Annotated in this window: 22 protein-coding genes; 8 read left to right on the forward strand and 14 right to left on the reverse strand. The window is 69.3% G+C overall.

Annotated features, from left to right (window positions below):
* Positions 1 to 33: 33 nt before the first annotated feature.
* On the reverse strand, positions 34 to 2,313 hold the full coding sequence (locus DIS04_RS03915) for a DNA internalization-related competence protein ComEC/Rec2 (protein ID WP_111412394.1): 2,280 nt from the start codon (positions 2,311 to 2,313) through the stop codon (positions 34 to 36).
* 139 nt (positions 2,314 to 2,452) lie between these two features.
* Between DIS04_RS03915 and DIS04_RS03920 the strand changes: the two genes are divergently transcribed.
* On the forward strand, positions 2,453 to 2,992 hold the full coding sequence (locus DIS04_RS03920; protein WP_111412395.1) for a DUF2062 domain-containing protein: 540 nt from the start codon (positions 2,453 to 2,455) through the stop codon (positions 2,990 to 2,992).
* A 55-nt stretch (positions 2,993 to 3,047) separates the two neighbouring features.
* On the opposite strand, the gene DIS04_RS03925 is transcribed toward DIS04_RS03920, so the two are convergent.
* Entirely contained in the window at positions 3,048 to 3,782 is a 735-nt protein-coding gene (locus tag DIS04_RS03925; protein WP_111412396.1) for an ABC transporter ATP-binding protein, read from the reverse strand.
* Positions 3,775 to 5,016 carry a lipoprotein-releasing ABC transporter permease subunit gene (locus DIS04_RS03930; RefSeq protein WP_111412397.1) on the reverse strand — a complete coding sequence of 414 codons (1,242 nt, stop codon included), beginning with the start codon at positions 5,014 to 5,016 and terminating at the stop codon, positions 3,775 to 3,777. Before DIS04_RS03930 ends, DIS04_RS03925 begins: the two co-directional genes overlap by 8 nt.
* A gap of 161 nt (positions 5,017 to 5,177) precedes the next feature.
* Between DIS04_RS03930 and DIS04_RS03935 the strand changes: the two genes are divergently transcribed.
* Both DIS04_RS03935 and DIS04_RS03940 read left to right on the forward strand, forming a co-directional pair.
* Positions 5,178 to 6,239: an agmatine deiminase family protein gene (locus tag DIS04_RS03935; protein WP_111412398.1), complete on the forward strand. Its 1,062-nt coding sequence runs from the start codon at positions 5,178 to 5,180 to the stop codon at positions 6,237 to 6,239.
* Positions 6,236 to 7,138: a carbon-nitrogen hydrolase gene (locus DIS04_RS03940; protein ID WP_111412399.1), complete on the forward strand. Its 903-nt coding sequence runs from the start codon at positions 6,236 to 6,238 to the stop codon at positions 7,136 to 7,138. Before DIS04_RS03935 ends, DIS04_RS03940 begins: the two co-directional genes overlap by 4 nt.
* Before the next feature lie 210 nt (positions 7,139 to 7,348).
* Here the strand turns inward: DIS04_RS03940 and DIS04_RS03945 are convergent, their stop codons facing one another.
* The 3 genes from DIS04_RS03945 to secA form a co-directional block, all read right to left on the reverse strand.
* On the reverse strand, positions 7,349 to 8,308 hold the full coding sequence (locus DIS04_RS03945) for a Nudix family hydrolase (protein WP_111412400.1): 960 nt from the start codon (positions 8,306 to 8,308) through the stop codon (positions 7,349 to 7,351).
* 80 nt (positions 8,309 to 8,388) lie between these two features.
* On the reverse strand, positions 8,389 to 9,618 hold the full coding sequence (gene argJ / locus DIS04_RS03950) for a bifunctional glutamate N-acetyltransferase/amino-acid acetyltransferase ArgJ (RefSeq protein ID WP_111412401.1): 1,230 nt from the start codon (positions 9,616 to 9,618) through the stop codon (positions 8,389 to 8,391).
* A 60-nt stretch (positions 9,619 to 9,678) separates the two neighbouring features.
* A complete protein-coding gene (secA, locus tag DIS04_RS03955; protein WP_111412402.1) occupies positions 9,679 to 12,420 on the reverse strand; it encodes a preprotein translocase subunit SecA in 2,742 nt (913 codons plus the stop codon).
* Positions 12,421 to 12,973: 553 nt separating this feature from the next.
* Here secA and DIS04_RS03965 point away from each other — a divergent pair.
* The gene (locus DIS04_RS03965; RefSeq protein WP_111412403.1) at positions 12,974 to 13,399 is read left to right on the forward strand and encodes a DUF721 domain-containing protein; all 426 of its coding nucleotides are present in this window, start codon (positions 12,974 to 12,976) and stop codon (positions 13,397 to 13,399) included.
* An 18-nt stretch (positions 13,400 to 13,417) separates the two neighbouring features.
* Here the strand turns inward: DIS04_RS03965 and DIS04_RS03970 are convergent, their stop codons facing one another.
* Positions 13,418 to 13,678, reverse strand: coding sequence for a hypothetical protein (locus DIS04_RS03970; RefSeq protein ID WP_111412404.1), 261 nt, complete (start codon positions 13,676 to 13,678; stop codon positions 13,418 to 13,420).
* A 177-nt stretch (positions 13,679 to 13,855) separates the two neighbouring features.
* Between DIS04_RS03970 and DIS04_RS03975 the strand changes: the two genes are divergently transcribed.
* Together DIS04_RS03975 and DIS04_RS03980 are read left to right on the forward strand one after the other, a co-directional pair.
* On the forward strand, positions 13,856 to 14,158 hold the full coding sequence (locus DIS04_RS03975; RefSeq protein ID WP_111412405.1) for a winged helix-turn-helix domain-containing protein: 303 nt from the start codon (positions 13,856 to 13,858) through the stop codon (positions 14,156 to 14,158).
* Positions 14,155 to 15,168, forward strand: coding sequence for an alpha/beta fold hydrolase (locus tag DIS04_RS03980; protein ID WP_111412406.1), 1,014 nt, complete (start codon positions 14,155 to 14,157; stop codon positions 15,166 to 15,168). The genes DIS04_RS03975 and DIS04_RS03980 overlap by 4 nt, the downstream gene beginning before the upstream one ends.
* 96 nt (positions 15,169 to 15,264) lie before the next feature.
* Here DIS04_RS03980 and DIS04_RS03985 read toward each other — a convergent pair whose 3' ends face one another.
* The 5 genes from DIS04_RS03985 to DIS04_RS04005 all read right to left on the reverse strand — a co-directional run bounded on the left by DIS04_RS03985 (position 15,265) and on the right by DIS04_RS04005 (position 21,488).
* The gene (locus DIS04_RS03985) at positions 15,265 to 17,076 is read right to left on the reverse strand and encodes an acyl-CoA dehydrogenase C-terminal domain-containing protein (protein WP_111412407.1); all 1,812 of its coding nucleotides are present in this window, start codon (positions 17,074 to 17,076) and stop codon (positions 15,265 to 15,267) included.
* Between the two features lie 383 nt (positions 17,077 to 17,459).
* A complete protein-coding gene (locus tag DIS04_RS03990; RefSeq protein WP_111412408.1) occupies positions 17,460 to 17,912 on the reverse strand; it encodes a MarR family winged helix-turn-helix transcriptional regulator in 453 nt (150 codons plus the stop codon).
* Positions 17,913 to 18,002: 90 nt separating this feature from the next.
* The gene (locus DIS04_RS03995) at positions 18,003 to 18,770 is read right to left on the reverse strand and encodes an SDR family NAD(P)-dependent oxidoreductase (RefSeq protein WP_111412409.1); all 768 of its coding nucleotides are present in this window, start codon (positions 18,768 to 18,770) and stop codon (positions 18,003 to 18,005) included.
* 242 nt (positions 18,771 to 19,012) lie between these two features.
* Positions 19,013 to 20,683, reverse strand: coding sequence for an AMP-binding protein (locus tag DIS04_RS04000; RefSeq protein WP_111412410.1), 1,671 nt, complete (start codon positions 20,681 to 20,683; stop codon positions 19,013 to 19,015).
* A gap of 199 nt (positions 20,684 to 20,882) precedes the next feature.
* Positions 20,883 to 21,488 (reverse strand): TetR/AcrR family transcriptional regulator, encoded by a 606-nt coding sequence (locus tag DIS04_RS04005; protein WP_111412411.1) that lies wholly within the window; start codon positions 21,486 to 21,488, stop codon positions 20,883 to 20,885.
* Positions 21,489 to 21,657: 169 nt separating this feature from the next.
* On the opposite strand from DIS04_RS04005, the gene DIS04_RS04010 reads away from it, so the two are divergent.
* The gene (locus DIS04_RS04010; protein ID WP_111412412.1) at positions 21,658 to 22,845 is read left to right on the forward strand and encodes an acetyl-CoA C-acyltransferase; all 1,188 of its coding nucleotides are present in this window, start codon (positions 21,658 to 21,660) and stop codon (positions 22,843 to 22,845) included.
* A 19-nt stretch (positions 22,846 to 22,864) separates the two neighbouring features.
* Entirely contained in the window at positions 22,865 to 23,650 is a 786-nt protein-coding gene (locus DIS04_RS04015; protein WP_111412413.1) for an alpha/beta fold hydrolase, read from the forward strand.
* Between the two features lie 10 nt (positions 23,651 to 23,660).
* Here DIS04_RS04015 and DIS04_RS04020 read toward each other — a convergent pair whose 3' ends face one another.
* Positions 23,661 to 24,464 (reverse strand): ABC transporter permease, encoded by an 804-nt coding sequence (locus tag DIS04_RS04020; RefSeq protein WP_111412414.1) that lies wholly within the window; start codon positions 24,462 to 24,464, stop codon positions 23,661 to 23,663.
* Positions 24,455 to 25,075, reverse strand: coding sequence for an ABC transporter ATP-binding protein (locus DIS04_RS04025; RefSeq protein WP_111412415.1), 621 nt, complete (start codon positions 25,073 to 25,075; stop codon positions 24,455 to 24,457). Before DIS04_RS04025 ends, DIS04_RS04020 begins: the two co-directional genes overlap by 10 nt.
* Positions 25,076 to 25,139: the final 64 nt, after the last annotated feature.

The raw sequence follows: 25,139 nt of genomic DNA on the forward strand, positions 1-25,139 counted from the left end.
CGTTTTCCTCTCTTCACGCCACGAGCGTCGCGATCAATGGCGCGATTCTACCGCATGGCACCTGCCTTCGACACCGCCGCGGCGCCAGGGCATGCCGCGCACGGCGGCGGGTTCGACCCCCTCCTCACGGCCGAGCCAGAAGGTCACGGCGCCATCCAGGGCGGTGTTCCACTGGCAGCTGCCGGCGCGGCGGAAGCGCCGCACCACCTCGTCGTGGGGATGCCCGAAGGCACCGTGGCGGGCCGCACTGTAGATCACGTGTCGCGGGCTCAGCCACTGCACCAGCTGCGGCCCCGAGCTGGTGCGGCTGCCATGGTGCCCGGCCACCAGCAGGGTGACCGGCCGCGCCACGTCGAGCAGGAACAGGCGCTCGATCTCGCGGCCGACGTCGCCGGTGATCAGCAGCCGGTCGCGCCCGGCCGTCACTTGCAGCACGCAGGAGCGATCGTTGTCGGCGAGGTGCGCCACCTCCGCGGGCGGCCACAGCACGCGGTACGCCACGCCGTCCCGACGCCAGGCCTGGCCGCGCCGGCAGCTTTCGAACGGCACGCCGATCGACTCGCCGGGTGGCGCCAGGTACCTCCCCACCCGGTGCTGCTCGGCCAGCTCGGCAAGCCCTCCGGCATGATCGAGATCGCCGTGGCTGATCATCACCTCCTCGAAGCGCTGCCCCGCCGGCCACAACGAACGCAGCGGCGCGTACCCCGAGGCGAAGCGGGGCCCGGCATCGTAGAGCAAGCGGTAAGTGGCGCTGCGCAGTTCGATCAGCTGTCCCTGGCCGACGTCCTGCACCCTGACCCGCAGGACGCCCGGCTCGGGCAGCGGCGCCGTCAGCCCCAGCATGGCGGGCACCAGCAGCAGCGTGGCCCCCAGGCGCAGCGCCCTGGCCAGGCCGGGCAGCGCCCACAGCACGGCCACGAGGCCGAGCATCAGGGCCAGCGGCAGCACCTGCTCCGGCGAGGGCCACCACAGCGGCAGACGTTCCACGGCCAGCGCCAGCAGGCCTACCAATAGCCGCGTGACATGCCCGAAGAGCCACCAGCAGGCAGCCCCGAGGTAGGGCAAGGGCGCGAACAGCCAGCCCAGCAGGCCGAGCGGCACCAGCACGAGACTCACCAGCGGCACCGCCACCAGGTTGACCAGCGGCGCCGCCGGTGCCAGCCGGGCGAACGCCAGCAGCACGGCGGCGGCCATCAGCGGTGCCAGCAGCAGCTGGGTGCGCACCAGTCCCCAGCTCCAGCCGGAGACGCCCCGGGGGCGCGGGCGTCCCTGCCAGATCAGGATCAGCAACGCCACGGCCAGGAACGACAGCCACAGCCCGGGGCGCCAGGCCGACAGCGGATCGATCAGCACCACCAGCCCCAGGGCGAGCCACCAGGCCTGCCACGGCCCGGGGGCATGGCGCCCGCTAGCCACCCACAGCCCGACCAGGGTCATGAGCATGGCGCGCATGGCCGGGGGCTGCAGCCCCGCCAGCCAGGCGTAGCCGACGGCGGCGACGCCGGCCAGCCACCACGGCCATACCGCCATGCGCCAGCGCCGCGGCACGAGCAGCCGGGCCAACGCGCGCGCCACCAGCAGCGTGAAGGTGGCGACCAGCCCGACGTGCAGGCCGGAAATCACCACCAGGTGGGTCGTACCGCTGGCGTTGAGCAGCTCCCAGTCGTCGCGCGCAAGCCGTTCGCCTGCCCCCAGGGTCAGCGCCGCCAGCCAGCGCCGGGTCTGCGGGGCTAACTCCCGTGCGTCGAGATGCTCGAGCGCCCGCTGGCGCAGCGTTGTCGGTGCCGCCGCCAGCCGCTCGGCCGCCGGCTCGCTGCGCACGTAGCCGGTGGCCTGGATGCCCTCGCGCCACAGCCAGGCGCCATAGTCGAACGTCCCGGGATTGGCGAAGCCCGCCGGCGGCCTCAGCCGCACGGTCATCGCCCAGCACTCGCCCGGCTCGATCGCGGGCGCCTCGAAGAAGCTCAAGCGCACCCGGCGCAGGGAGTCGCACGGCAGCCTGGCGGGTTCCCTGGGCCGGCACGCCTCGACGCGCACCATCAGGCGGCTGAGCCGCCCCTCCTCCTCGACGGATTCGACGTGTCCCACCAGGGCGAGATCGGCCCGCAGCAGCCCGTCGGGCAGCACGGCGCCCCTGGCCAGCAGCACCTGGGTCGCCGCCAAGGCGATCACCGCCGCCAGGGCAAGCGCCCGCCAATCGCCTCGGGCAATCAGACACAGCAGGACCAGGGCCCAGACCTCGACCAGCCCCGACGGCGCCCACCCCCCCAACGCCACGCCGGCGAGCCCCGCCAGCGCCAGCGGCATTGCCATGCCCAGTCGCACTCCCTCGCCCCCTTCCTCACCGCCCCTGGCCCGACGCATCCGTTGAGCCGCCTTCCACCCCCGACATGGCGGGCCCCCTCCCATACATGGATAATACCCGGGTCCCGAAGCCGCGAGCCAACCCGACATGCCGCGCCGATTCCTGCAGCGCTACATGCCCAATCCCGAGACGCTCAGGCGCCAGCGTTCGCTGCGCTTCATGCGCGGCATGATCGGCGATCCCGGGCTGTGGGCGCTCTCCCGTCGCACGGTGGCCAACGCCTTCTCCGTGGGTCTGTTCAGCGCCATGCTGCCGATACCCTGCCAGATGGCGGTCGCCGCCGTCGGTGCCTGGCTGTTGCGCTGCAACCTGCCGCTCTCGGTGGGGCTGGTATGGATCACCAACCCCTTGACCATGCCGCTGGTCTTCTACGGCAACTACCGGATCGGCGCCTGGCTGATGGACACCCCGGCGCGAGAGGCGCCGGCGCGCATCTCGACCCATTGGATCGCGGAGCGCATGGCCAGCATCCTGCCCGCCCTGGCCCTGGGGTCGGTGGCAACGGCCGTGGTGCTGGCCATCGTGGTGAACCTGGTGGTGCGCCTGGCCTGGCGCTGGCACATCTCGCGCAGCTGGAAGCGGCGCGGCATGAAGCGCCGACTGCGTCGCCGCGAGATGACCGACTGAGCCCCTTGGGCAAGGGGCTCGGAAGGGGGGGCGCAGCCTGGCGGCCGCTTCGACCTCAGGCCTGCTCGGTGAGACGCCCCCCGTCCAGGCGCAGCACGCGGTCCTGGTGGGCGGCGAGTGAGGGGTCGTGGGTCACCACCACGAAGGCACAGTCGATGGTGCGCGCCAGCTCGTCCATCAGCGCCAGGATGCTGGCGGCGGTGGCCTGGTCCAGGTTGCCGGTCGGCTCGTCCATCAACACCAGGCTGGGGTCGGTGACCAGCGCCCTGGCGATGGCCACCCGCTGGCGTTCGCCGCCCGAGAGTTCGCCCGGCTTGTGGTCGGCGCGATGCGCGATGCCGACCCTCTCCAGCAGCACGCGGGCCTGCGACTCGGCAGCCTTCTTGCGCAGACCGCGGATGATCAGCGGCAGGGCGGCGTTCTCCAGTGCGGTGAACTCGGCGAGCAGGTGGTGGAACTGGTAGACGAAGCCGATATGCCGGTTGCGGAACTTGCCCAGCGCCGCCTCGCCCAGGTCGAGCAGGGATTCGCCGGCGATCGCCACCTCGCCGCGCGTGGGGCGGTCCAGCCCCCCGAGCAGGTTGAGCAGCGTCGTCTTGCCCGACCCTGAACTGCCCACCACCGCGATCCGCTCCCCGGCGCGCACCTCGAGGGAGAGGCCGTCGAGCACGGTGACGTCCTGAGGCCCCTCGCGGTAGATGCGGGTCAGGTTGCGGCAGGCCAGCATCACCCTGCCGCTGGCGGTACGCTGCATCAGGCTCTCGTGGTTCGCGGTGGCCGAATCACTCATAGCGCAGTACCTCCGCGGGCTGCACGCGCGAGGCGCGCCAGGCCGGATAGAGAGTGGACAGGAAGGTCAGGCCGAAGGCGGCGCCCACGATGTCGCGCACGTCGTCCCAGTGCAGGCGCGACGGCAGGTCGCTGATGAAGTAGACGCCGGCATCGAGGAACTGGATGCCCAGTGTCGACTCGACCCAGCCGATCAGGTCGGAGACGGTCAGCGCCAGCAGGATGCCGAGCCCGACGCCGATGGCGATGCCGATCACGCCGATTGCCAGCCCCTGTACCACAAAGATACCCATGATCGAGCGCGGCGTGGCGCCGATGGTGCGCAGGATGGCGATATCGGCGTGCTTGTCGGTGACCACCATGACCAGGGTCGAGACGATGTTGAAGGCGGCCACGGCAATGATCACGGTCAGCAGCAGCGCGATCATGCGCTTCTCCATCTGGATCGCCTGGAACAGGTTGCCATGGGAGAAGGTCCAGTCGATGCCGCGGTAATCGCTGCCCAGCTCGTTGACGATGGCGCGCGTCTCGGCACCGGCGGCGAACAGATCGTTGAGCTCCAGGCGCAGCCCCCCCACCGCATCGCCCAGTCGCGCCAGGGTCTGCATGTCCTCGATGTTGGCGTAGGCCAGGTTGGCGTCGAGGTCGGCGCCGACGCTGAAGATGCCGCTTACCGTGAAGCGCTTGAGGCGCGGGAATACCCCGGCCGGCGTGATCGACGCCTCGGGCACCAGCAGCGTGACCCGGTCGCCGACACCGACCCCCAGGTGGCGCGCCAGCAACGAGCCCAGCACGATGTTCCACTCGCCGGGCTGCAGGTCGTCGAGGCTGCCCTGGCGCATGTGGCGGCCGATGATCGAGACGCGATCCTCCCACTCGGGATGGATGCCGTTGACCATCGCGCCCTCGTTGCGGCCGCTCACCGAAAACATGCCCTGCTGCTCGACGTAGGGCGCCGCGCCGATCACCCGCTCGCGCTGCATCAGCTGCTCGGCCAGGGCCTCCCATTCGACCAGCCCGCTGCGCGACTCGATCTTGGTGTGCGGCACCATGCCGAGGATGCGGGTGCGCAGCTCGTGGTCGAAGCCGTTCATCACCGAGAGCACCAGGATGAGTACCGCCACGCCCAGCATCAGGCCCAGCATGGAGGTCAAGGATATGAAGGAAATGAAATGGTTGCGGCGCTTGGCGCGCACGTAGCGCAACCCGATCAGCAGTGGCAGGCGGTCGAGCATCTTCGCGTTCCTTGTCAGAGGAGGCCATGGTACGGTTTTTTGCGTCGCACTGCATCGGCTGCGTGTGGATACCGCTACTTGCAACATGGGCGGTACGCACCTACATTGCGCCGACCCGGTGCCCGGCACCGTCTTGTGACGCGACTCAAGAGGCTTCGTTCATGGCCAACCGCCTGCTTCCCGAATGGCACCCGCAGGATGCCGTCCAGCTCACCTGGCCCGGCCCGACCAGCGACTGGGCGCCGCTGCTCGAACGCATCGAGGCCACCCTGGAAGCGATGGTGGTGGCCATCGCGCGCTACCAGCAGGTGCTGATCGCGGTGCCCGACGCCGCCACCCGTGCCCACCTCGCGCAGCGCTTCGCCAACCTGGGGGTCGACGCCAAGCGCCTGCACCTGGTCGTCGCCGAGGCCGACGACACCTGGGCCCGCGACCATGGCCCCATCACCATCGAGCGCGACGGCAGCCCCGTGCTGCTCGACTACGTCTTCACCGGCTGGGGCGGCAAGTTCGAGGCCGCTCGCGACGACCGGCTGACCCGCCGCCTGGCCGAGGCCGGTGCCTATGGCTGCCCGGTCGAGCGCCGTGAGATCGTGCTCGAGGGCGGCGCCATCGACACCGACGGCGAAGGTACCCTGCTCACCACCGAGGCCTGCCTGCTCAACCCCAACCGCAACCCGCAGCTCGACCGCGAGGCGGTGGAGGCCCTGCTCAGGGCCGACTTCGGCGCCGAGCGGGTGCTGTGGTTGACCCACGGGCACCTCGAGGGCGACGACACCGACAGCCACGTCGACACCCTGGCACGCTTCTGCGACCCGACCACCATCGCCTACGTGCGCTGCGACGACGAATCCGATCCGCACTACCCGGCCCTGGCCGCCATGGAGGCCGAGCTCGAGGCGCTGCGTCGAGCCGACGGCGAGCCCTACCGCCTGGTGCCGCTGCCCTGGCCCCGCCCCTGCTTCGACCCGGTGGACGGGCATCGGCTGCCGGCGACCTATGCCAACTTCCTGATCGTGAACTCGGCGGTGCTGGTGCCTGTCTATGGCGATGCCGCCGACAGCCGCGCGCTGGCCGCCCTGGCCGCCGCCTTTCCCGGCCGCGACATCGTGCCGATCGACTGCCTCAGCGTGATCCGCCAGCATGGCAGCCTGCACTGCCTGACCATGCAACTTCCCCGGGGCACCCTGAACGTCGCCACACAGCAAGGAGAAACTCGATGACCCGCACCCTCAAGGTCGGCCTGGTCCAGCAACCCGCCTGGCCGGACAAGGAGCGCAGCCTGGCGGAGAGCGAAGCCGGGGTACGCGAACTGGCGGCCGCCGGCGCCGAGCTGGTACTGCTCCAGGAGCTGCATGCCACGCACTACTTCTGCCAGTACGAGGACACCGAACTGTTCGACCTGGCCGAGCCGCTGGACGGCCCCACCGGCCGGCGCCTGGCGGCACTCGCCGCGGAGCTCGACATCGTGCTGGTCGGCTCGCTGTTCGAGCGTCGCGCCCCGGGCCTGTACCACAACACCGCCGTGGTCTACGATCGCGACCGCGGTCAGGTAGGCCTCTATCGCAAGATGCACATTCCCGACGATCCCGGCTTCTACGAGAAGTTCTACTTCGCCCCGGGCGACCAGGACGACAGCCGCAGGCAGGGCTTCCAGCCCATCGACACCTCGGTGGGCCGTCTGGGGCTGTTGGTCTGCTGGGATCAGTGGTACCCCGAGGCGGCGCGACTGATGGCGCTGGCCGGTGCCGAAGTGCTGCTCTACCCCACCGCCATCGGCTGGAGCCCCGCCGACGACGACGGCGAGAAGGCGCGCCAGAAGGAGGCCTGGACGCTGATCCAGCGCAGCCACGCGGTGGCCAACGGGGTGCCGGTGATCGTCGCCAACCGCGTCGGCCACGAGCCGGACCACTCGGGCGTCGGCGACGGTATCGACTTCTGGGGCGGCAGTTTCGTCGCCGGCCCCCAGGGCGAGCTGCTGGCCCACGCCGGCAGCGAGGCCGAACGCCTGCTGGTAACGCTCGACATGAGTCGCGGCGAGGACGTGCGGCGCATCTGGCCCTACCTGCGCGACCGTCGCATCGACGCCTATGGCGACCTGACCCGGCGTTATAGAGACTGAAAGACTCGCGGCGGGTGGCCGTGCGAGGCCTGCGAGCGATTCTGCCAGAGCGCCGATGCAAACGAGCCGGGCAGCGGCGATCGACAGGGACGTCGATCGAGGGGAAGCAAGAGGGACCTTGTTCTTCCCCGACGCGTCGCCCGGCTCGTGACGCATCGGGGTTCAGGTCTGGCGCAAGCGAGCCATGCCCGCGCGGCCAATGGCTGGCACTCAGGCGTCCGGCGCTTTCCAGAAGTCGCGAATCGAGGCGATGCCCTGGGCGCCCACGGCGCGGGCGTGGTTGGCATCGAAGCGGGTCATGCCCCCCAGCGCGAACACCGGCATGGCGGCGCGCTCCACCAGCTGCTGGAAGTCGTGCCAGCCCATCGGCGCCACCTCGGGGTGCGACGGCGTGGTGCGCAGCGGCGACAGGGTGACGAAGTCGCAGCCGATGCGGGCCGCCTGGCCGAGCTGCTGGCGGTCGTGGGTCGACGCCGACAGCCACTTGGCCTCGGCGATGGGGCGACGCTCGAGGCTCACCAGCCGCTCGCTGGTGAGATGGACGCCGTCGGCATCGACCCGCTCCAGCAGTTCGGGCTCCGCGTTGAGCAGCAGACGCGCACCGTGCCGGTGACAGAGCGCCAGGGCGCGCTCGGCGCGTGCCAGGTAGGCCGTCTCGTCGAGCGTCTTGGCACGCAGCTGGACCAGGCGCACGCGGTCCTCCACCAGGGCCCGCTCCAGGCAGGCGTCGAAGAGGCCCTCGTCGCCCTCTTCGTCGGTGATCAGGTACTCGGTCGGCAGCATCACCGCCTGCAGGATCGGCAGGTTGGCCGCAGGGAACGGGTAGTTGACCAGCTCGTCGAGCGGCACCCAGCGCACCGCCTGCCCTTCGCGCCCGAACGGCTCGCCGCTGAACTCGTGCACCTGCCAGACGTCGAGCAGGATGTGCTTGTCAGGGTACTCGTGGTGCACGCGAATCAGCGGCTGGGCACGCCGGATCTCGACCCCGAGCTCCTCGTGGAGCTCACGCTTCAGCCCTTCCAGGCCAGTCTCGTAGGGCGCCAGCTTGCCGCCGGGAAACTCCCACAGCCCACCATGGTCGACGTTGGAGGGGCGGCGGGCGATCAGCGCCTTCCGGCCATCGCTGCTGAGGATGGCGGCAGCCGCCACGTGCACCCTTCTCTTCACCATTACGTTCATTGACTCCTACCCGCTTGTCCCGCACCGTCATGCGCGCTGCGAGGGTGATGTTCTTGCGTCGCGGCCGTGTCCTAGCTGCGATAGTCGGCGTTGATGCTGACGTAGTCGTGCGACAGGTCCGAGGTCCACACCGTGGCGCTCTCGCTGCCGCGTCCCAGCGCGATGCGGATGCCGATCTCCTCCTCTCGCATCACGCGGCTGCCCTGCTCCTCGGTATAGCCGGCGGCCCGGCCGCCGTGCTCCACCAGGCGCACGTCGCCCAGGTCGATGGTCACCCGCTCGACGTCGAAATCTCTCACCGGGGCCCGGCCCACCGCCGCCAGGATGCGCCCCCAGTTGGCGTCGGAGGCGTACAGCGCCGTCTTGACCAGCGGCGAGTGCGCCACGGTAAATCCCACCTCGAGCGCCTCCTCGCGGCTGGCCGCCTCGCAGACGTGCAGCGTGACGAACTTGGTGGCACCCTCGCCGTCGCGAATGATCGCCTGGGCCAGCTCGGTCATGACCCGCTGCAGGGCGTTGCGGAACACGGCGACCTGAGCGTCGCTGGCGACCGTCGCGCCACGCCCGGTGGCGATCAGCATGCAGGCATCGTTGGTCGAGGTGTCGCCGTCCACGGTGATGCAGTTGAACGAGCGATCCACCGTCTCGCGCAGCAGCGTATCGAGCAGCGGCTGTTCGATGGCGGCGTCGGTGGCGACGAAGGCCAGCATGGTCGCCATGTTGGGCTTGATCATGCCCGAACCCTTGCTGATGCCGTTGATGGTCACCCGCTGCCCGTCCAACTCGAGGGTCGCGCTGGCCCCCTTGGGCCGCGTATCGGTGGTCAGGATGCCCTCCCCGGCCTGCCGCCACGCCTCGCCGTCGGTGCCCAGCGCCTCCAGTGCCGCCGGCAGGCCATCCAGCAGCCGCGGCATGGGCAGCGGCTCGCCGATCACCCCCGTGGAGAACGGCAGCACGCTGTCCTCCGGCACGCCGGCGAGCCGGGCCAGCTCGGCACAGGTCTCCCGGGCATCGCGCAAGCCGACCTCGCCGGTGCCGGCGTTGGCGTTGCCGGTATTGACGACCAGCAGCCGGGGGCCTTCGCCGCGGGACTGACAGGCCGCCAGGTGCTCCCTGGCCACGGTGACCGGCGCGGCGCAGAAGGCGTTGCGGGTGAAGCTTCCCGCCACCCGGGCAGCCTGGGGAATCTCGATCACCACCAGGTCGCGCCGCCCCGGCTTCTTGATGCCGGCCATGGCAGTGCCCAGGCGCAGCCCCTCGATGACCGGCATGGCCGGGAAACGTGTCTCACCCACTGCCATGGCTACTCTACTCCTCACGTGGTTGGGGCGAGCGCCGCGTCGGGCGCCTCGCCTCAGGTCTCAGCTCAGCTGTCCGCAGCACTGCTTGTATTTCTTTCCCGAGCCGCAGGGGCAGGGGTCGTTGCGCCCCACCTTGGGTCCCTCGCGGCGCACCGGCCGGCTGTCCGCCGCCGGTGCCGTCGCGGCCTCGGCCTGCTCGCCGCCCCCGGCGAGTTCCGGCGCCTCGTGACGACTCGCGGCGGCCGCCTTCTCGCGCTCGAGTGCCTCGCGGCGCTGACGCTCCAATTCGTCGACCTCTTCCGGCCGGCGCACCTGCACGTGGCTGGTAATGCGGGTGATGTCGGCCTTGATGTTGGTCAGCAGGGCCTGGAACAGCTCGAACGCCTCGCGCTTGTACTCCTGCTTGGGGTTCTTCTGGGCATAGCCACGCAGGTGGATGCCGCGGCGCAGGTGGTCCATCGACTGCAGATGTTCCTTCCAGCGCGTGTCGAGCACCTGCAGCATGATCTGCTTCTCGAAGCGCCGCATCAGCTCGGCGCCGGCGATGTCGATCTTCTCCTGGTAGATGCCGCGATGCATCTCGTGCAGGCGCTCGCGCAGCTGCTCCTCGTGGAAGCGCTCGTCCTGCTCGGACCACGCCACTACCGGGGCCTCGAGATTGAATTCGGCCTTGAGGTGCTCCTGCAGGCCGGCCAGGTCCCACTGCTCCGGCAGGCTCTGCGGCGGCACGAACTCGCTGATGGCGAGGTCGAGCACCTCGTCGCGGATGCCCAGCACGTTCTCGGAGACATCCTCGGCAGCGAGGATCTCGTTGCGCTGCTCGTAGATCACGCGGCGCTGGTCGTTGGCCACGTCGTCGTATTCCAGCAGCTGCTTGCGGATATCGAAGTTGCGGCTCTCGACCTTCTTCTGGGCCCGCTCCACGGCGTTGGTGACCATCTTGTGCTCGATGGCCTCGCCGCGTTCCAGGCCCAGCGCCTTCATCATGCGCTGCACGCGATCGGAGCCGAACAGGCGCATCAGGCTGTCTTCCATGGAGAGGAAGAAGCGCGTCGAGCCCGGGTCGCCCTGGCGGCCGGCACGGCCGCGCAGCTGGTTGTCGATGCGCCGCGACTCGTGGCGCTCGGAGCCGATCACGTGCAGGCCGCCGGCCGCCAGCACCGCCTCGTGTCGCTCCCGCCACTCCTCGCGCAACATCTCGAGCTGCGCCTCGGTGGGGTTGTCGAGCTTGGCCGCCTCGGCCTCCCAGTTGCCGCCCAGCACGATGTCGGTGCCGCGGCCGGCCATGTTGGTGGCGATGGTGATGGCGCCGGGGCGCCCGGCCTGGGCGATGATCTCGGCCTCGCTCTGGTGCTGCTTGGCGTTGAGCACGTTGAAGCGCAGTCCGGCCTCCTTCATCAGCCCGGCGAGGTACTCCGAGGTCTCGATGGAGGCGGTGCCCACCAGCACCGGGCGACCGGCTTCGGTCTCGGTCTTGACGTCGTCGATGATCGCCTCGAACTTCTCCTCGGCGGTGAGGTAGACCAGATCGTTGAGATCGCGGCGGATCAGCGGCCGGTTGGTGGGAATCACCACCACGTCGAGGCCGTAGATCTGGCGGAACTCGAAGGCCTCGGTGTCGGCGGTGCCGGTCATGCCGGCAAGCTTGTCGTAGAGGCGGAAGTAATTCTGGAAGGTGGTCGAGGCGAGCGTCTGGCTCTCGCGCTGCACCGGCACGCCCTCCTTGGCCTCCACCGCCTGGTGCAGGCCTTCGGACCAGCGCCGCCCCGGCATGGTGCGCCCGGTATGCTCGTCGACGATCACCACCTGATTGTTGGCGACGATGTAGTCGACATCGCGGTGGTAGAGGTGCCGGGCGCGCAGCGCCGAGTGCATGTGATGCAGCAGGTTGAGGTTCTGCGCGGCGTAGAGCGAGTCCTCGGGGCCCAGCAGCCCTTCGGCGCGCATCAGTTCCTCGACCTTGTGGTGGCCGGCCTCGGTGATCTCGACCTGCTTGTGCTTCTCCTCGAGCAGGAAGTCGCCGTTGACGGGAGCGTCGGCGTCCTCGGAGACCTCGCCCTTCTCCAGCTGCGCCGCCAGGCGATCGACCACCTTGTAGAGTTCGGTGTTCTCGTCCACCGCACCGGAGATGATCAGCGGCGTGCGCGCCTCGTCGATCAGGATCGAGTCGACCTCGTCGACGATGGCGTAGCTCAGGCCGCGCTGTACCTTGTCCTCCAGCGAGAAGGCCATGTTGTCGCGCAGGTAGTCGAAGCCGTACTCGTTGTTGGTGCCGTAGGTGATGTCGCAGGCGTAGGCGGCACGCTTCTCCGCGGAGGTCTGCCCCGAGTAGATGATGCCCACCGAGAGGCCGAGGAACTCGTACAGGGGGCGCATCCATTCGGCGTCGCGGCGCGCCAGGTAGTCGTTGACGGTCACCACGTGCACGCCGTCGCCCGGCAGGGCGTTGAGATAGACCGCGAGGGTCGCCACCAGGGTCTTGCCCTCGCCGGTCTTCATCTCGGCGATGCGCCCCCGGTGCAGCGTCATGCCGCCGATCATCTGCACATCGAAGTGGCGCATGCCCATCACCCGCTTGCTCGCCTCGCGCACGGTGGCGAAGGCCTCGGGCAGCAGGTCGTCGAGGCTCTCGCCGGCCTGCAAGCGCGTGCGGAACTCCTCGGTGCGCGCCCGCAGCGCGTCGTCGTCGAGCGCCTCGAACTGCGGTTCCAGCGCGGTGACCTGTGCCACCTGCCGCTGCATGCGCTTGACTTCGCGGTCGTTCTTCGAGCCGACGACCTTGCGTAACAGTGTATTGATCATGAAAGGTCCATTCTGCGTGTCGCGTTCAGCCGGTGCTGTACGAGGCTGGCAGACGGCCAGCCGTCACCGGCAGCATGGGTTGGCTTGTGAACAACACGGCAGGCCGGGCGGACCCCGGCGGGAAAGGACGTCATGGGCGGCCGCCCAGCGACGCGGCGGCACCGCACGCCGCGCCACGGCACGCTTCGGCATGCCACGCGGGCGCCGCCGCGGCCAGTGCGGCAAGGCGCGCCGACGGGCCTCGCTACGGCAGCGGGCACGCATCAGCGTCGGGGCGAGGATACAAGTCTGAACCACGCGCTCGGCCAAGCGCAGCGTTTCCGCCTGGGTCAGGCCGGCCGGCAACAGGCAGCTCACCAGCAGGCCCGCCAGCCACCAGCGCGACCGCTGTCGACAGCGGGTCGACACAGCCGTTGGGCTGGCGACGCTACGATCCTGTGGCTGGGCGGCGGTCATGCTGTCGCGGGTCTCCGAGCGTGCTAGGCTTGGCGTGTTGGTTCGGACGAGAAACAAGCCCATGAGTATAAAGGTTAAGCGCGCACGAGCACAGCCCATGTCTCGCCTCCTGGGGAGCAACGGGGAACTGGCGCCGCTGATGCGCACGGCAAGGCTGATCGCCCGGGCCCAACAGCACCTGCGCGAACGGCTCCCGGAAGAGGTGCGCGACCACCTCTACGTGGGCGGTTACCACGACGGCAGGCTGACCCTGCTCACCGATCGCGCGGTCTGGCTGACCTGGCTGCGCTACGAGCAGCCGCGGCTGCTCGAGCTGCTGCACCAGCTACCCGAGTTCGCCGCGGTCACCGGCTTCAGCCTGAAGGTGCGCCCCGTGCGCCCGCTCAAGGTGCCGCCGCGCCAGGTACGCACCCTGCCGGCACCGGCCGCCGACGAGATCTCGGCCTGCGCCGCCGACGTCGATGACCCGCGCCTCAAGCGTGCCCTGGAGCGCCTCGCCTCGCATGCGGAGCGCGGCGACTGACCCTTGCCCTGCCGAGGCTCAGGCGAGGCGATAGGTGACCCCGCCGACCTCGACTTCGCGAATGTCGCCATAGGGGACGGTGACACCGTTGATGTCGCCGGGCTCGCCCTCGTGCTCCATCAGCATCGTCTCGGGCACCACCTTGACTCCCGTGACTCCCACGTGCTGCACACGCGCCGATAAGCGCTTGCCTTCGTGCTCGATCACCAGCCGCTCGCCGAACATGCAGCGTTCGACCTGGGCGCGAAGAGTCTCTTTATCCACCTGCTTTACGGTCATGGCTCCCTCCTTGAACGCTGAGCCGGTGCAACACCGGCGAAAGCATGGACAAGCCCGCTTCTCCTACACTGTAGGGGATACCGGCGGCAACGACATCCTCACGCTCGGCCAGCGCTGGAGCCATGCCGCAGCCGGCGCTATGCTGGACCTCCGCCCCTCCGCCAGCGCAGGCAGCCCATGACGCCAAGCAAGACCCAGTCCAGCTTCTACCGTCGTCTCTATCTCGCCCATCTGATCGCAAGCGGCATCGCCAGCGTACCGGCGATCGTCGATGCCACCGGCATGCCTCGGCGCACCGCCCAGGATACCCTCAAGGCGCTCCAGGAGCTGGACGTGCGCTGCGAGTTCCGGCCCGCGCCGGGCGAACGCCACAACAGCGGCCGCTACGAGATCACCGACTGGGGGCCGATCGACCGGGACTGGGTGGCGCGTCATGCCGAACGCCTGCGTCGCACCCTGGGCTATCCTGCGCTGACATGAGGCGGCCGGGGCGAACCGGAGCGCTGCTGGTCGCCCTGGCGCTCGTGCTGGCCGGCTGTGCCGGGCCGCAGCTGCAGACCCCCGGGCCCGCCGACAGCGTGCCCGAACTGAGGCCTCATCTGGTTATCGCCGACGATGGCTACCGGCTGCCGCTGCGCCACTGGCCCGCGGCGGGCGATCCCCATGCCACGGTGCTGGCGGTGCACGGCTTCAACGACCACGCCGGCAGCTTCGAGGTCATGGCCAGGACCCTGACCGAGCACGGCATCGAGGTCTACGCTCACGATCAGCGCGGCTTCGGCACCACCGCGCAGCGTCGACTGTGGGCCGGCCACGAGCGGCTGCGTGACGATGTCATCCTGCTCGCCAGGCTGCTGCGCGAACGCCGCCCCGACACGCCACTCTACCTGGTCGGCAAGAGCATGGGTGGCGCAGTGGTGCTGCTCGCCATGACCGCGGAGGTTCCGCCACCGGTGGAGGGCAGCGTGCTGATCTCCCCCGCCGTGTGGAGCAAGCAGACCATGCCCTGGTATCAGCGGCTGGGGCTGTGGCTGGGCGTCAGGCTGATCCCCCAGGCCACGCTCTCGGTCAACACCACGCGCCGCCTCGGCATCGAGCCCACCGACGATGATGAAATCAAGCGCCAGCTGGCCGGTGACCCGCTTATCCTGCGCAGCGCCCGGGTCGACACCCTCGCGGGCCTGACCCGCACCATGGGGCTGGCGCTGCAGGCCGCCCGTGAACTGCCCGCGCCCGCCCTGGTGCTCTACGGTGACCAGGACGAGGTCATCCCGAGCGCCGCCTTCTGCGCCCTGCTCGAGCGCCTCCCCGGCGACGAGGCGATACGCCTGGCGCTCTACCCCGAGGGCTATCACATGCTCACTCGCTACACCCAGCGCGAGCGCACCGAGCGCGACCTGGCCGCCTGGCTGCGGGACCCCGCCGCCGAGCTGCCCTCGGGCGAGGAGAGCGACCGCGACACGCTGCGCCGCGAGCTGTGCCAGGAGTGAGGCGAGCCCGGGTCCGGGTGACGCAAAAAAGCGGCGGGCACAGGCCCGCCGCAAGACACCGATCAGCCGCACTGACCGAGAGAGATGCCTGGTTGGTCAGATCTCGAAGCCGAGCCCGAACTCCTCCGACGACAGCGCCATCAGCGGCTCCGCGCCGGCCTGGATCATGCGCACGTGGGCCAGGGTGCGGGGCAGCAGACGCTGGAAATAGAAGCGTGCCGTCTTGATCTTGGCTTGGTAGAAGGCAGCATCTCCACCGCCTGCCGCCAGCGCTTCCCGGGCCTGCTTCGCCGCGCGGGCGAAGAGATAGGCGAGCGTGACGTAGCCGGAGTACATCAGGTAGTCGACGCTGGCCGCGCCCACCTCCTCGCGGTCGCTCATCGCCTTCATGCCGACGCCCATGGTCAGCTCGCCCCACTCGGCGTTGAGCTTGGCCAGCGGACCGACGAATTCGGCGAGCTCGGCGTTGGCCTCTTCCGCCTGGCAGAACTTGTGGATCTCCTTGGTGAACACCTTGAGGCTCTCGCCCTGGCTCATCAGCACCTTGCGCCCCAGCAGGTCGAGGGCCTGGATGCCGGTGGTGCCTTCGTAGAGGCGCGTGATGCGCGAATCGCGCACCAGCTGCTCCATGCCCCACTCCTGAATGAAGCCGTGGCCGCCGAAGACCTGCACGCCCTCGTTGGTGGCCTCGAAGCCGACCTCGGTGAGGAACGCCTTGACGATCGGCGTCAGCAGGCTGAGCAGGGTCTCGGCACGCTCGCGCTCGGCGGCGTCCTGGCCGTGCTCGACGATATCCAGCATCTGCGCCGTGTACAGCACCAGCATCCGCCCGCCCTCGGCGAAGGCCTTCTGGGTCAGCAGCATGCGCCGCACATCCGGGTGCACGATGATCGGGTCGGCGGGCTTCTCGGGGGCCTGAGGGCCGGAGAGCGCACGCATCTGCAGGCGATCGCGGGCATAGGCCAGCGCGTTCTGGAAGCTCGCCTCGGTCAGGCCCAGGCCCTGGATGCCCACGCCCAGGCGTGCCGCGTTCATCATGGTGAACATGCACGCCAGCCCCTTGTTGGGCGGGCCGACGAGATAGCCGCGCGCGGCATCGAAGTTCATCACGCAGGTGGCGTTGCCGTGGATGCCCATCTTGTGTTCGAGAGAACCGCAGGCCACGCCGTTGCGCTCGCCGGGATTGCCCGCTGTGTCAGGCAGGAACTTGGGTACCACGAACAGCGAGATGCCCTTGGAGCCCTCGGGTGCGTCCGGCAGCTTGGCCAGCACCAGGTGCACGATGTTCTCGGCCAGGTCGTGCTCACCGGCGGAGATGAAGATCTTGGTGCCGGTGATCTCGTAGGCGCCGTCGGCGGTGGGCACGGCGCGGGTCTTGATCAGGCCCAGGTCGGTGCCGCAGTGGGGCTCGGTGAGACACATGGTGCCGGTCCACACGCCTTCCACCAGCTTGGTGAGGTAGGTGGCCTGCTGCTCCTCGGTGCCGTGGTGACGCAGGGCATCGGCGGCGCCATGGGACAGCCCCGGGTACATGCCCCAGGCCAGGTTGGTGGAACACACCATCTCGTTGAGGACCATGGCCAGCGAGTGCGGCAACCCCTGGCCGCCGTGAGCGGGATCTGCGGCCAGGCTCGGCCAGCCCCCCTCGACGTACTGCCGGTAGGCCTCCTTGAAGCCCTTGGGCGCCTTCACCTCGCCGCCCTCCAGCAGGCAACCCTCCTGGTCGCCGCTCTGGTTCAGCGGCAGCAGCACCTCGCGGGCGAAGCGCGCGCCTTCCTCGAGAATGGCGGCCACCACGTCGGGCGTCGCCTCCTCACCGCCCGGCAGCCGGGCATAGTGAGCGGGATAGTCCAGCATTTCGTCCATCACGAAGCGAAGGTCGCGCAGGGGGGCCTGATAGTCGGGCATCTCAACTCTCCAATAAGGTCGCCATTCGGTCGCCGAAAGCCAGGCGAGGCAAAGCGGCAGCCACCGCTTTCAAACATGTGTTTGAAACTAGCTCGCGGACGAGCGAGAGTCAAGCGCCCGTTTTAATTCCAGCGCCGCTCGCCTGGCAAACGCCCACGACCGGCCTTCAACCGCTGAGCGACGGGCGGGGCGGACCGGCGTTCCTGCCGCAATGTCCAGGCGGAAGGCTGAGGAGAAAAAACGTCTACAGAATAGGTTAGAGCAATAAGCAAGCCTGCCATTGAAAAGCGCAGCGAAGACTTTCGTTCAGAATACTGGCGCGCAAGGCATCTGAGGCAAAGGGACATCTAGCCGGGTCCAGCGGCGCGACAGCGCGCCACCGCCTAAGGCATGGCCTCCTGCAGCCTGTGCCGCAACGTCTCCAGCCGGGCCTTGAGCTCGGCGAGTTCCTCGGGCGGCTGGCCGCTGGCCATCACCACACAGTCCGGAATCTCTCGGGCTCGGTCCCGCAGCGCCCTGCCCCGTTCGGTGAGAAACAGCTCGACGACCCGCTCGTCGCGCCGGCTACGCACCCGCTGGAGCAACCCATCGACTTCCAGGCGCTTGAACACGGGAGTCAGCGAGCCGGTATCGGTCATCAGGCGCCGGCTGATGGCACCGGCGCTCAGGCCATCCTGCTGCCACAGGGTGAGCAGCACCAGGTACTGCGGATAGGTGAGCCCAAGCCCCTTGAGCAGGGGCTTGTAGAATTTGGTCATCAGCAGCGAGGTGGAATAGAGCGTAAAGCAGAGCTGGCTGTCGAGCTCGAGCTCGGCGCCGATCTCCTGGCTGGCCATGGCGGTGGCTCCCCTGGTCTAGTCGTGCGAGTCGCGTGCGCCCTACGCTATCCTGCCAGCCTGGACCTGCCAAGGCATGGTCGCCAACGCTCACTGCATGCGGATGCCGCCGTCCAGGCGAATCACCTCCCCGTTGAGCATGGGGTTGGTGATGATCTGTTCGGCCAGCCGGGCGAACTCGTCGGGATACCCCAGCCGCTTGGGAAACGGCACCGAAGCGGCCAGCGCCTGAGCGGCCTCGTCGGGGATCTCGCTCATCATCGGCGTCTGGAACACGCCGGGCGCGATGGCCATCACGCGGATGCCGTGGCGTGACAGCTCGCGTGCCGCCGGCAGGCTCATGCCCACCACGCCGGCCTTGGAGGCGCTGTAGGCACACTGCCCGACTTGGCCATCGAAGGCGGCGATGGAGGCGGTATTGACGATTACCCCGCGCTCACCGTCGTCACCGGGAGCGTTGCTCGCCATGGCGGCGGCCGCCAGGCGCATCACGTTGAAGGTACCGACCAGGTTGATCTGCACGGTACGCGCGTAGGCCTCGAGATCGGCGGGGTGGCCTTCGCGGTCGACCAGCTTGGCCACGCTGACCACGCCGGCACAGTGCACCACCCCGGCCAGGCCTGCCCCCCCCCCCAGCGCCACGGCGGCGTCGACCGCCGCCTGCATGTCCGCGGCCGAGGTCACGTCGCCGCGCACCGCCCGGGCGCCCTCCCCGAGCCTCTCGGCGTGGGCCTCGACGGCCTCGCTCAGGTCGCACAGCACCACGCGCCCCCCGCCGGCGACCAGGCGCTCGGCGGTGGCCGCCCCCAGCCCGGAGGCGGCGCCGGTGATCAGAAAGGTACGGTCCTTCACTTGCATATCGAATTCCTGAGTTCAAATGGCTGTAGATACGGGAGGTTGTTCCGACGACAGGACCATGAGGGGACGCGGTGACCCCATCCCCGGGCGCTACTGATGCCCTGCTTCGCTCTCGCATCCTGCTTCGCTTGCAGGGCCGGTGCTGGCCATCCATGGCCAGCCCGTTCGGAGCAGTGCTCCTCACCCATGGCATAAGTCCCCCTCTACGCCCTGCCCTCTCCACCTCTCGCTTCAGGGTACCGTCATGACGCAGTGCCAGTTGCAGCCTTCTCGGCGGCATCGGCACGCAGCTTGAAGCGCTGTATCTTGCCGCTGGGTGTCTTGGGCAGAGTGTCGACGAACTCGATCACCCGCGGGAAGGCATGGGTGGAGAGCCGTTCACGCACCCGCTGGCGGATCTCCTCGGCCAGCTCATCGCTCGCCTCGAAGCCCTCGCGCAGCACCACATAGGACTTGATGATCTCGCCGCGAATCTCGTCGGGCTGGCCCACCGCGGCCGATTCCGCCACCGCCGGGTGTGTCATCACCGTGTTCTCGACGTCGGTGGGCCCGACGCGGTAGCCGGCGGTGGTGATGATGTCGTCGTCACGGCCGGCGAACTGGAAGGTGCCGTCCTCGTTGCGGATCACCACGTCGCCGGTCAGGTAGTAGCCGTTGGCGAAGGGGTGCTTCTCCTGCCAGGTATAGCCGGCGAAGAAGTGGGCCGGCGAGCGCTTCATGTCCACCGCCAGCACGCCGGGCTCGCCCGCGGGCAGCTCGTTGTACTCGGCGTCGAGGATGGCCAGGCGGTAGCCGGGCATCGGCACGCCCATGGCGCCGACGTGCTTGGGATGCTCGAGCGCATGATGGTTGCAGCAGGTCATGCCGGTCTCGGTCTGGCCGTAGTGGTCCATCACCGGGCAGCCCAGCGAGCGCTCGACCCAGGTCACCACCTCGGTGTTGAGCGGCTCGCCGGCGGAGCTGGCCACGCGCAGCTCGAGGCGCTCGTGGGCGCTATCGAACAGCCCCGAGGCCTTCATCAGGCGATAGGCGGTCGGGGCGGCGGCAAAGTTGGTGATGCGATGCCGCTGCATGAAGGCGAGCGCCCCCTCGGCGCTGAAGCCCGCCTCGCAGAAGTGCGTGGTCACCCCCAGCAGCAACGGCCCGGCGATGGCGTAGTAGAGGCCGTAGGCCCAGCCGGGGTCGGCCATGTTCCAGAAGCGGTCGCTCTCGCGCAGGTCGATGGCCAGCTCCATGTAGAGCGCGAAGGCGGGCATGCCGGAGAGCGGCACCGCCACGCCCTTGGGCTTGCCCACGGTGCCCGAAGTGAACATCTGCAGGAACGGCGCCTCCGGCGAAAGCCGCGGCGGATTGGCCTGGATCGGCGAATGGGACAACGCCTCGCCCCAGTCGAGGTCGGCGTCGTGCCCCTCGCTTGCGCCGCCCACGGCCAGCACCGGCGGGCACTGCGACAGGCCGTCGAACTTGAAGCGGTTGGCGTGATCGGTGATCACCAGCCTGGTGTCGGCACGCCCCAGGCGGTAGTCCACGGCATCGGGGCCGAACGCGGTGAACAGCGGCTGATAGACCGCCCCGATGCGCCAGGTAGCCAGCACCGCGACCAACAGTTCGGGCGAGCGCGGCAGCATGCAGGCGATGCGATCGCCGACCCCGAGGCCACGCTCGGCGAACCAGCCGGCCAGCCTGGCGCTGCGCGCCTCCAGCTCGGCATAGGTGAGTCGGTTCACGCGGCCCTGGGTATCCTCGTGGATCAGCGCCAGCACCTCGCCCCGGCCAGCGCGCAGGTGGCGTCCGCAACAGGACTCGAAGGCGTTGAACTTGCCGTCGCCATGGTCGTCGAGGCGGCCAATGACGTCGTCGATGGAGAAACGCTCGTAATAGGGGGAATACGCAGGAAGGGTTGGCGTGCTCATGGAGTGCCCTCTTGTACCGGTTTGTGCTTGTTGTCGATGCGCCTTGGCTCCGGCGCACTCCGAGGCGGTACGCGGTCGTGCCACGCGTCGGAATCTCTTCTGCTTAGAGTCAGTTGACGTAAGCGTCAACCTAGCAAGCGCTTGGTACAAGCTAGAAGCAAAGCGTGGGCGGGGCAACCCCCCGAGGCAGGGAGCCGGGCTAGACCTTGGTCGACAACCCGGGCCGGGGGTGCGTCGCCGGGGCGATCATCGCCACCAGCTCGCGTGCGAGATCCTCGGGCTTGCGCGGCCCCTCGGGGTCGTACCAGCGCACGGTCCAGTTCAGCGCCCCCATGACGAAGCGCGATACCAAGAAGCGGTCGCCGTGGATCAGCCCGGCCGCGAGGGCCTCGTCGATGACCCGCTCCCACAGCTCCTCGTAGGCGTCGCGCAGGTGGCTCAGGTGGTCGCGGGCCGCCGGGTCGAGCCGACGCCACTCGTAGAGCGCCACAACATGCGCGTTGCGGTCGGTCAGCAGCGTCTCCAGGTGCGCCCGGGCCATGGCGTGCAGGCGCTCGCTGGCCGACTCCCCGCACTCCTCCAGGGCCTGCCGCGCCAGCGTCAGGGCGTTCTGGGTGCCCTCCTCGATGACCGCGGCGAGAATCTCCTGCTTGTCGCGAAAATGGTGGAACAGGCTGCCGGACTTGATGCCCATCTCCTGGGCGAGCATGCGCACCGTGGTGCGGTCGAAGCCCTCCTGGACGAACAACTGGGCGGCCAGACGGGTCAATTCCTTGCGGCGAGGGGACTCGTTAACGACATTCATCGGGTTTACACTAGCGCTTGCTTGGTTGATCTTGAGAAAAGCACAGCGACGCTGGCAGGTCAACGCGACATGCCGCCGAGAATGCGCGGACGAGACAGCCGACACGCCCCAGCGGTCCGGCTCGCGACGACAACAGACACAACGCAAGACACGACAGGAGAGCGCCACCATGAGCAGTCCCACCGATATCGTCTTCCTCTCCGCCACCCGCACCCCGATGGGCGGCATGCTCGGCAGCCTGGCCAGTCTCACGGCCCCCGAGCTTGCCGCCACGGCCATCCGCGCCGCCATCGAGCGCGCCGGCATCGAGGCCAATGCCATCGACGAAGGCATCATGGGCTGCGTGCTGCCGGCCGGGGTCAAGCAGGGCCCGGCCCGCCAGGCGATGCGCCAGGCCAACATCCCCGACGGCATCGGCGCCACCACCATCAACAAGCTGTGCGGTTCGGGCATGAAGGCCACCATGCTGGCCCACGACCTGATCCGCGCCGGCAGCGGCGAGGTGATCCTGGCGGGGGGCATGGAGTCGATGTCCAACGCCCCGCACGTGCTGACCAGGGCGCGCACCGGCTACCGCCTGGGCCACGGCGAGCTCAAGGACCACATGTTCCTCGACGGCCTGGAGGATGCCGAGACCGGCAAGCTGATGGGGGTCTTCGCCCAGGAGGTCGCCAGCCAGCGTGGCTATTCGCGCGAGCGCCTCGACGATTTCGCCATCGCCTCGCTGGAGCGCGCCATGGCGGCCACCAACGCCGGCCACCTGAACGCCGAGATGGCGCCGGTCACGGTCACCAGCCGCCAAGGGGAGAGCGTGGTCGAGCACGACGAGCAGCCGTTCCAGGCCAAGCTCGACAAGATCCGCTCGCTGCGCCCCGCCTTTGCCAAGGAGGGCACCATCACCGCGGCCAACTCCAGCTCGATTTCCGACGGCGCCTCGGCGCTGATCCTGTCGAGCCAGGCCGCCGCCGACCGCCTCGGCGCCAAGCCGCTGGCGCGCATGCTCGGTCACAGCACCCACTCCCAGCACCCCAGCGAGTTCACCATCGCCCCGGTGGGCGCCATCGACAAGCTGCTCAAGAAGCTGGGCTGGAGCGTCGCCGACGTCGACCTGTTCGAGATCAACGAGGCCTTCGCCGTGGTCACCCTGCTGGCCATGGACGGGCTCGACATCCCCCACGACAAGGTCAACGTCTATGGCGGCGCCTGTGCCCAGGGCCACCCCATCGGCTCCACCGGCTCGCGCATCATCGCCACGCTGATCCACGCCCTGCGCACCCGGGGCGGCAAGCGCGGCATCGCCAGCCTGTGCATCGGCGGCGGCGAGGCCACGGCGGTGGCGGTCGAGCTGATCGACTGAGCGCGGCCGGGAGACCGTCATGAGGGGATACCGCATCGAGACGCCACGGGGTGAGCTGCAGGCCGTGCGCTGGTCGCCGGCGGAAGAGGCTACGGGGCGCAGCCCCGTCGTGCTGCTGCACGACTCCCTGGGGTGCGTGGCCCTGTGGCGGGATTTCCCGCAGCGCCTGGCGCGGCGCACCGGACGCCCAGTCATCGCCTATGATCGCCTGGGCTACGGGCGCTCCGATGCCTATCCCGGCCCCCAGCCCGCCAGCTTCATCGCGGACGAACCACGGCAAGACCTGGCGGCGGTCCGCGAGCGGCTGGGGCTGGATCGCTTCGTGCTGCTGGGCCACAGCGTGGGCGGCTGCATGGCCGTCCACGCCGCCGGCGTCCATGCCGACGCCTGCGAGGCGCTGGTAACGGTGAGCGCCCAGGCCTTCAGCGAGCCGCGCACCCTGGCGGGAATCCGCGAGGCCGAGCGGGCCTTCGCCGCCCCCGAGCAGATGGCGCGCCTGGCGCGATACCACGGTGACAAGGCCGTATGGGTGCTGCGTAGCTGGGTCGACAACTGGCACTCCGAAGCCTTCCGCGACTGGCGCCTGGATGATGCCCTACACCAGGTACGCTGCGCGACGCTGGCGCTCCACGGAGAAGACGACGCATACGGCTCTGCCGAGCAACCGGCACGCATCGCCGCGCTGACGGCGGGCCCCTCCGAGGCACGACTGCTGCCCGACTGCGGCCACGTTCCCCATCGCGAGTGCCCCGAGCGCCTGCTCGATCTCATCCAGCCCTTCCTCGCCGATCCGGCGATCCGCTAGTTGCCTTCGCTCATCTCTGGGGAGTGGCGAGCCGGTCGAGGCGCAAGCGCTCGCGGGAATCGAACAGCCGACGACTACCCACCGCCACCGCCGCCAAGGTGCCGAAGCCCGTACCCAGCGTGATCGCGAACATGATCAGTATCTGGTACTTCACCGCCAGGCCCGGCGCGGTACCGGCAAGGATCTGTCCGGTCATCATCCCCGGCAGGCTGACCACACCCGCCGCGGCCATGGCATTGATCATCGGCATCAAGCCGCTGCGCATCGCCTCGCGGCGGATGTCGCCGATCGCCACCTGCCACGGCTCGCCCAGCATCAGGCGGTTCTCGATCACGCCCCGCTGGCGCCAGGCGGTATCGGTCAGGCGATCCAGCGCCAGCGCCACGCCGGTCATGGTGTTGCCGAGCAGCATGCCCAGCAGCGGAATGGCGTACTGCGGCCGATACCACGGCTCGGGGCCGATGACCACGGTCAGCGTCAATACGGCAACGGTAAACGAGGAGAGAAACATCGACAGCGTGCCGATACCGAAGGCCCAGCCGCCCAGCAGGCGACGCTTCTGGCGCGCCATCACCTCACGACCGGCAATCAGCAGCATGCCCAGCGCCATCAGCACCACCCACAGCAGCCGCTCCGCCGCGAACAACGCCTCCAGCACGAGGCCGACCAGCGCCAGCTGAATGACGGTACGCAGTGCAGCCACCAGCAGGCTGCGGCTCATGCCCAGCCGCATGGCGGCGACGCAGCCGGCAAGTCCCACGACCATCGTGGCCGCCAGTGCGAGCTGCCACCAGGAAAGCGCGATCACGCCCATGCGACGCCCACCTCCTCCAGCCGCCCCTGCACGATCCGCCAATGGCGGTTGGCCACCCGGGCGATCTGCTCGCGGTCATGCGCCACCCACAGGGTGGGCCAGCCGCGCTCACGAACCCGCTCCAGGAGCCAGGCTTCCACACGCTGACTGGCAACGTCGTCCAGGTTGGCGGTCGGCTCGTCGAGCAGCAGCGCCCCAGGCTCGCGGCTCACGGCCCGCAGCAGCCCCAGGCGCTGCTTCTCGCCGGTGGAGAGTCGCCCCACCTGCCAGGCCAGGGTGTCGCGCGTGAATCCCAGCGCCTCCAGCTCCGCCGCCTCCGGCTCGCCCGTGAAGTGCTCGCCCACCGTCTCGGCCCACCAGTGGCTCTCGGCGGGCACCAGCATCACCCGACGCCGCCAGGCGTGGCCGGGCATATGCGCCTGAGCCTGGTCACCCAGCCAGATCTCGCCCTCATGGGGGTCGAGATCGGCCACCGCGCGCAGCAGCCGGCTCTTGCCCGAGCCGCTGGCACCGGAGAGGCAAACGATCTCGCCTGGCGAGACCTCGAGCTCGATGCCATTCAGGGCGCCGATGCCTACGTCAGCCAGCCGCAGAGTTTCGGTTGAGCCCAAGTCGCCTCCCCGTTCTCGGTATTGGCCGAATCATAGCAGCGCTCGCCCTGGTTTCGACATGCCT

The sequence above is a fragment of the Billgrantia lactosivorans genome, assembly GCF_003254665.1.
Classification (GTDB): domain Bacteria; phylum Pseudomonadota; class Gammaproteobacteria; order Pseudomonadales; family Halomonadaceae; genus Halomonas; species Halomonas lactosivorans.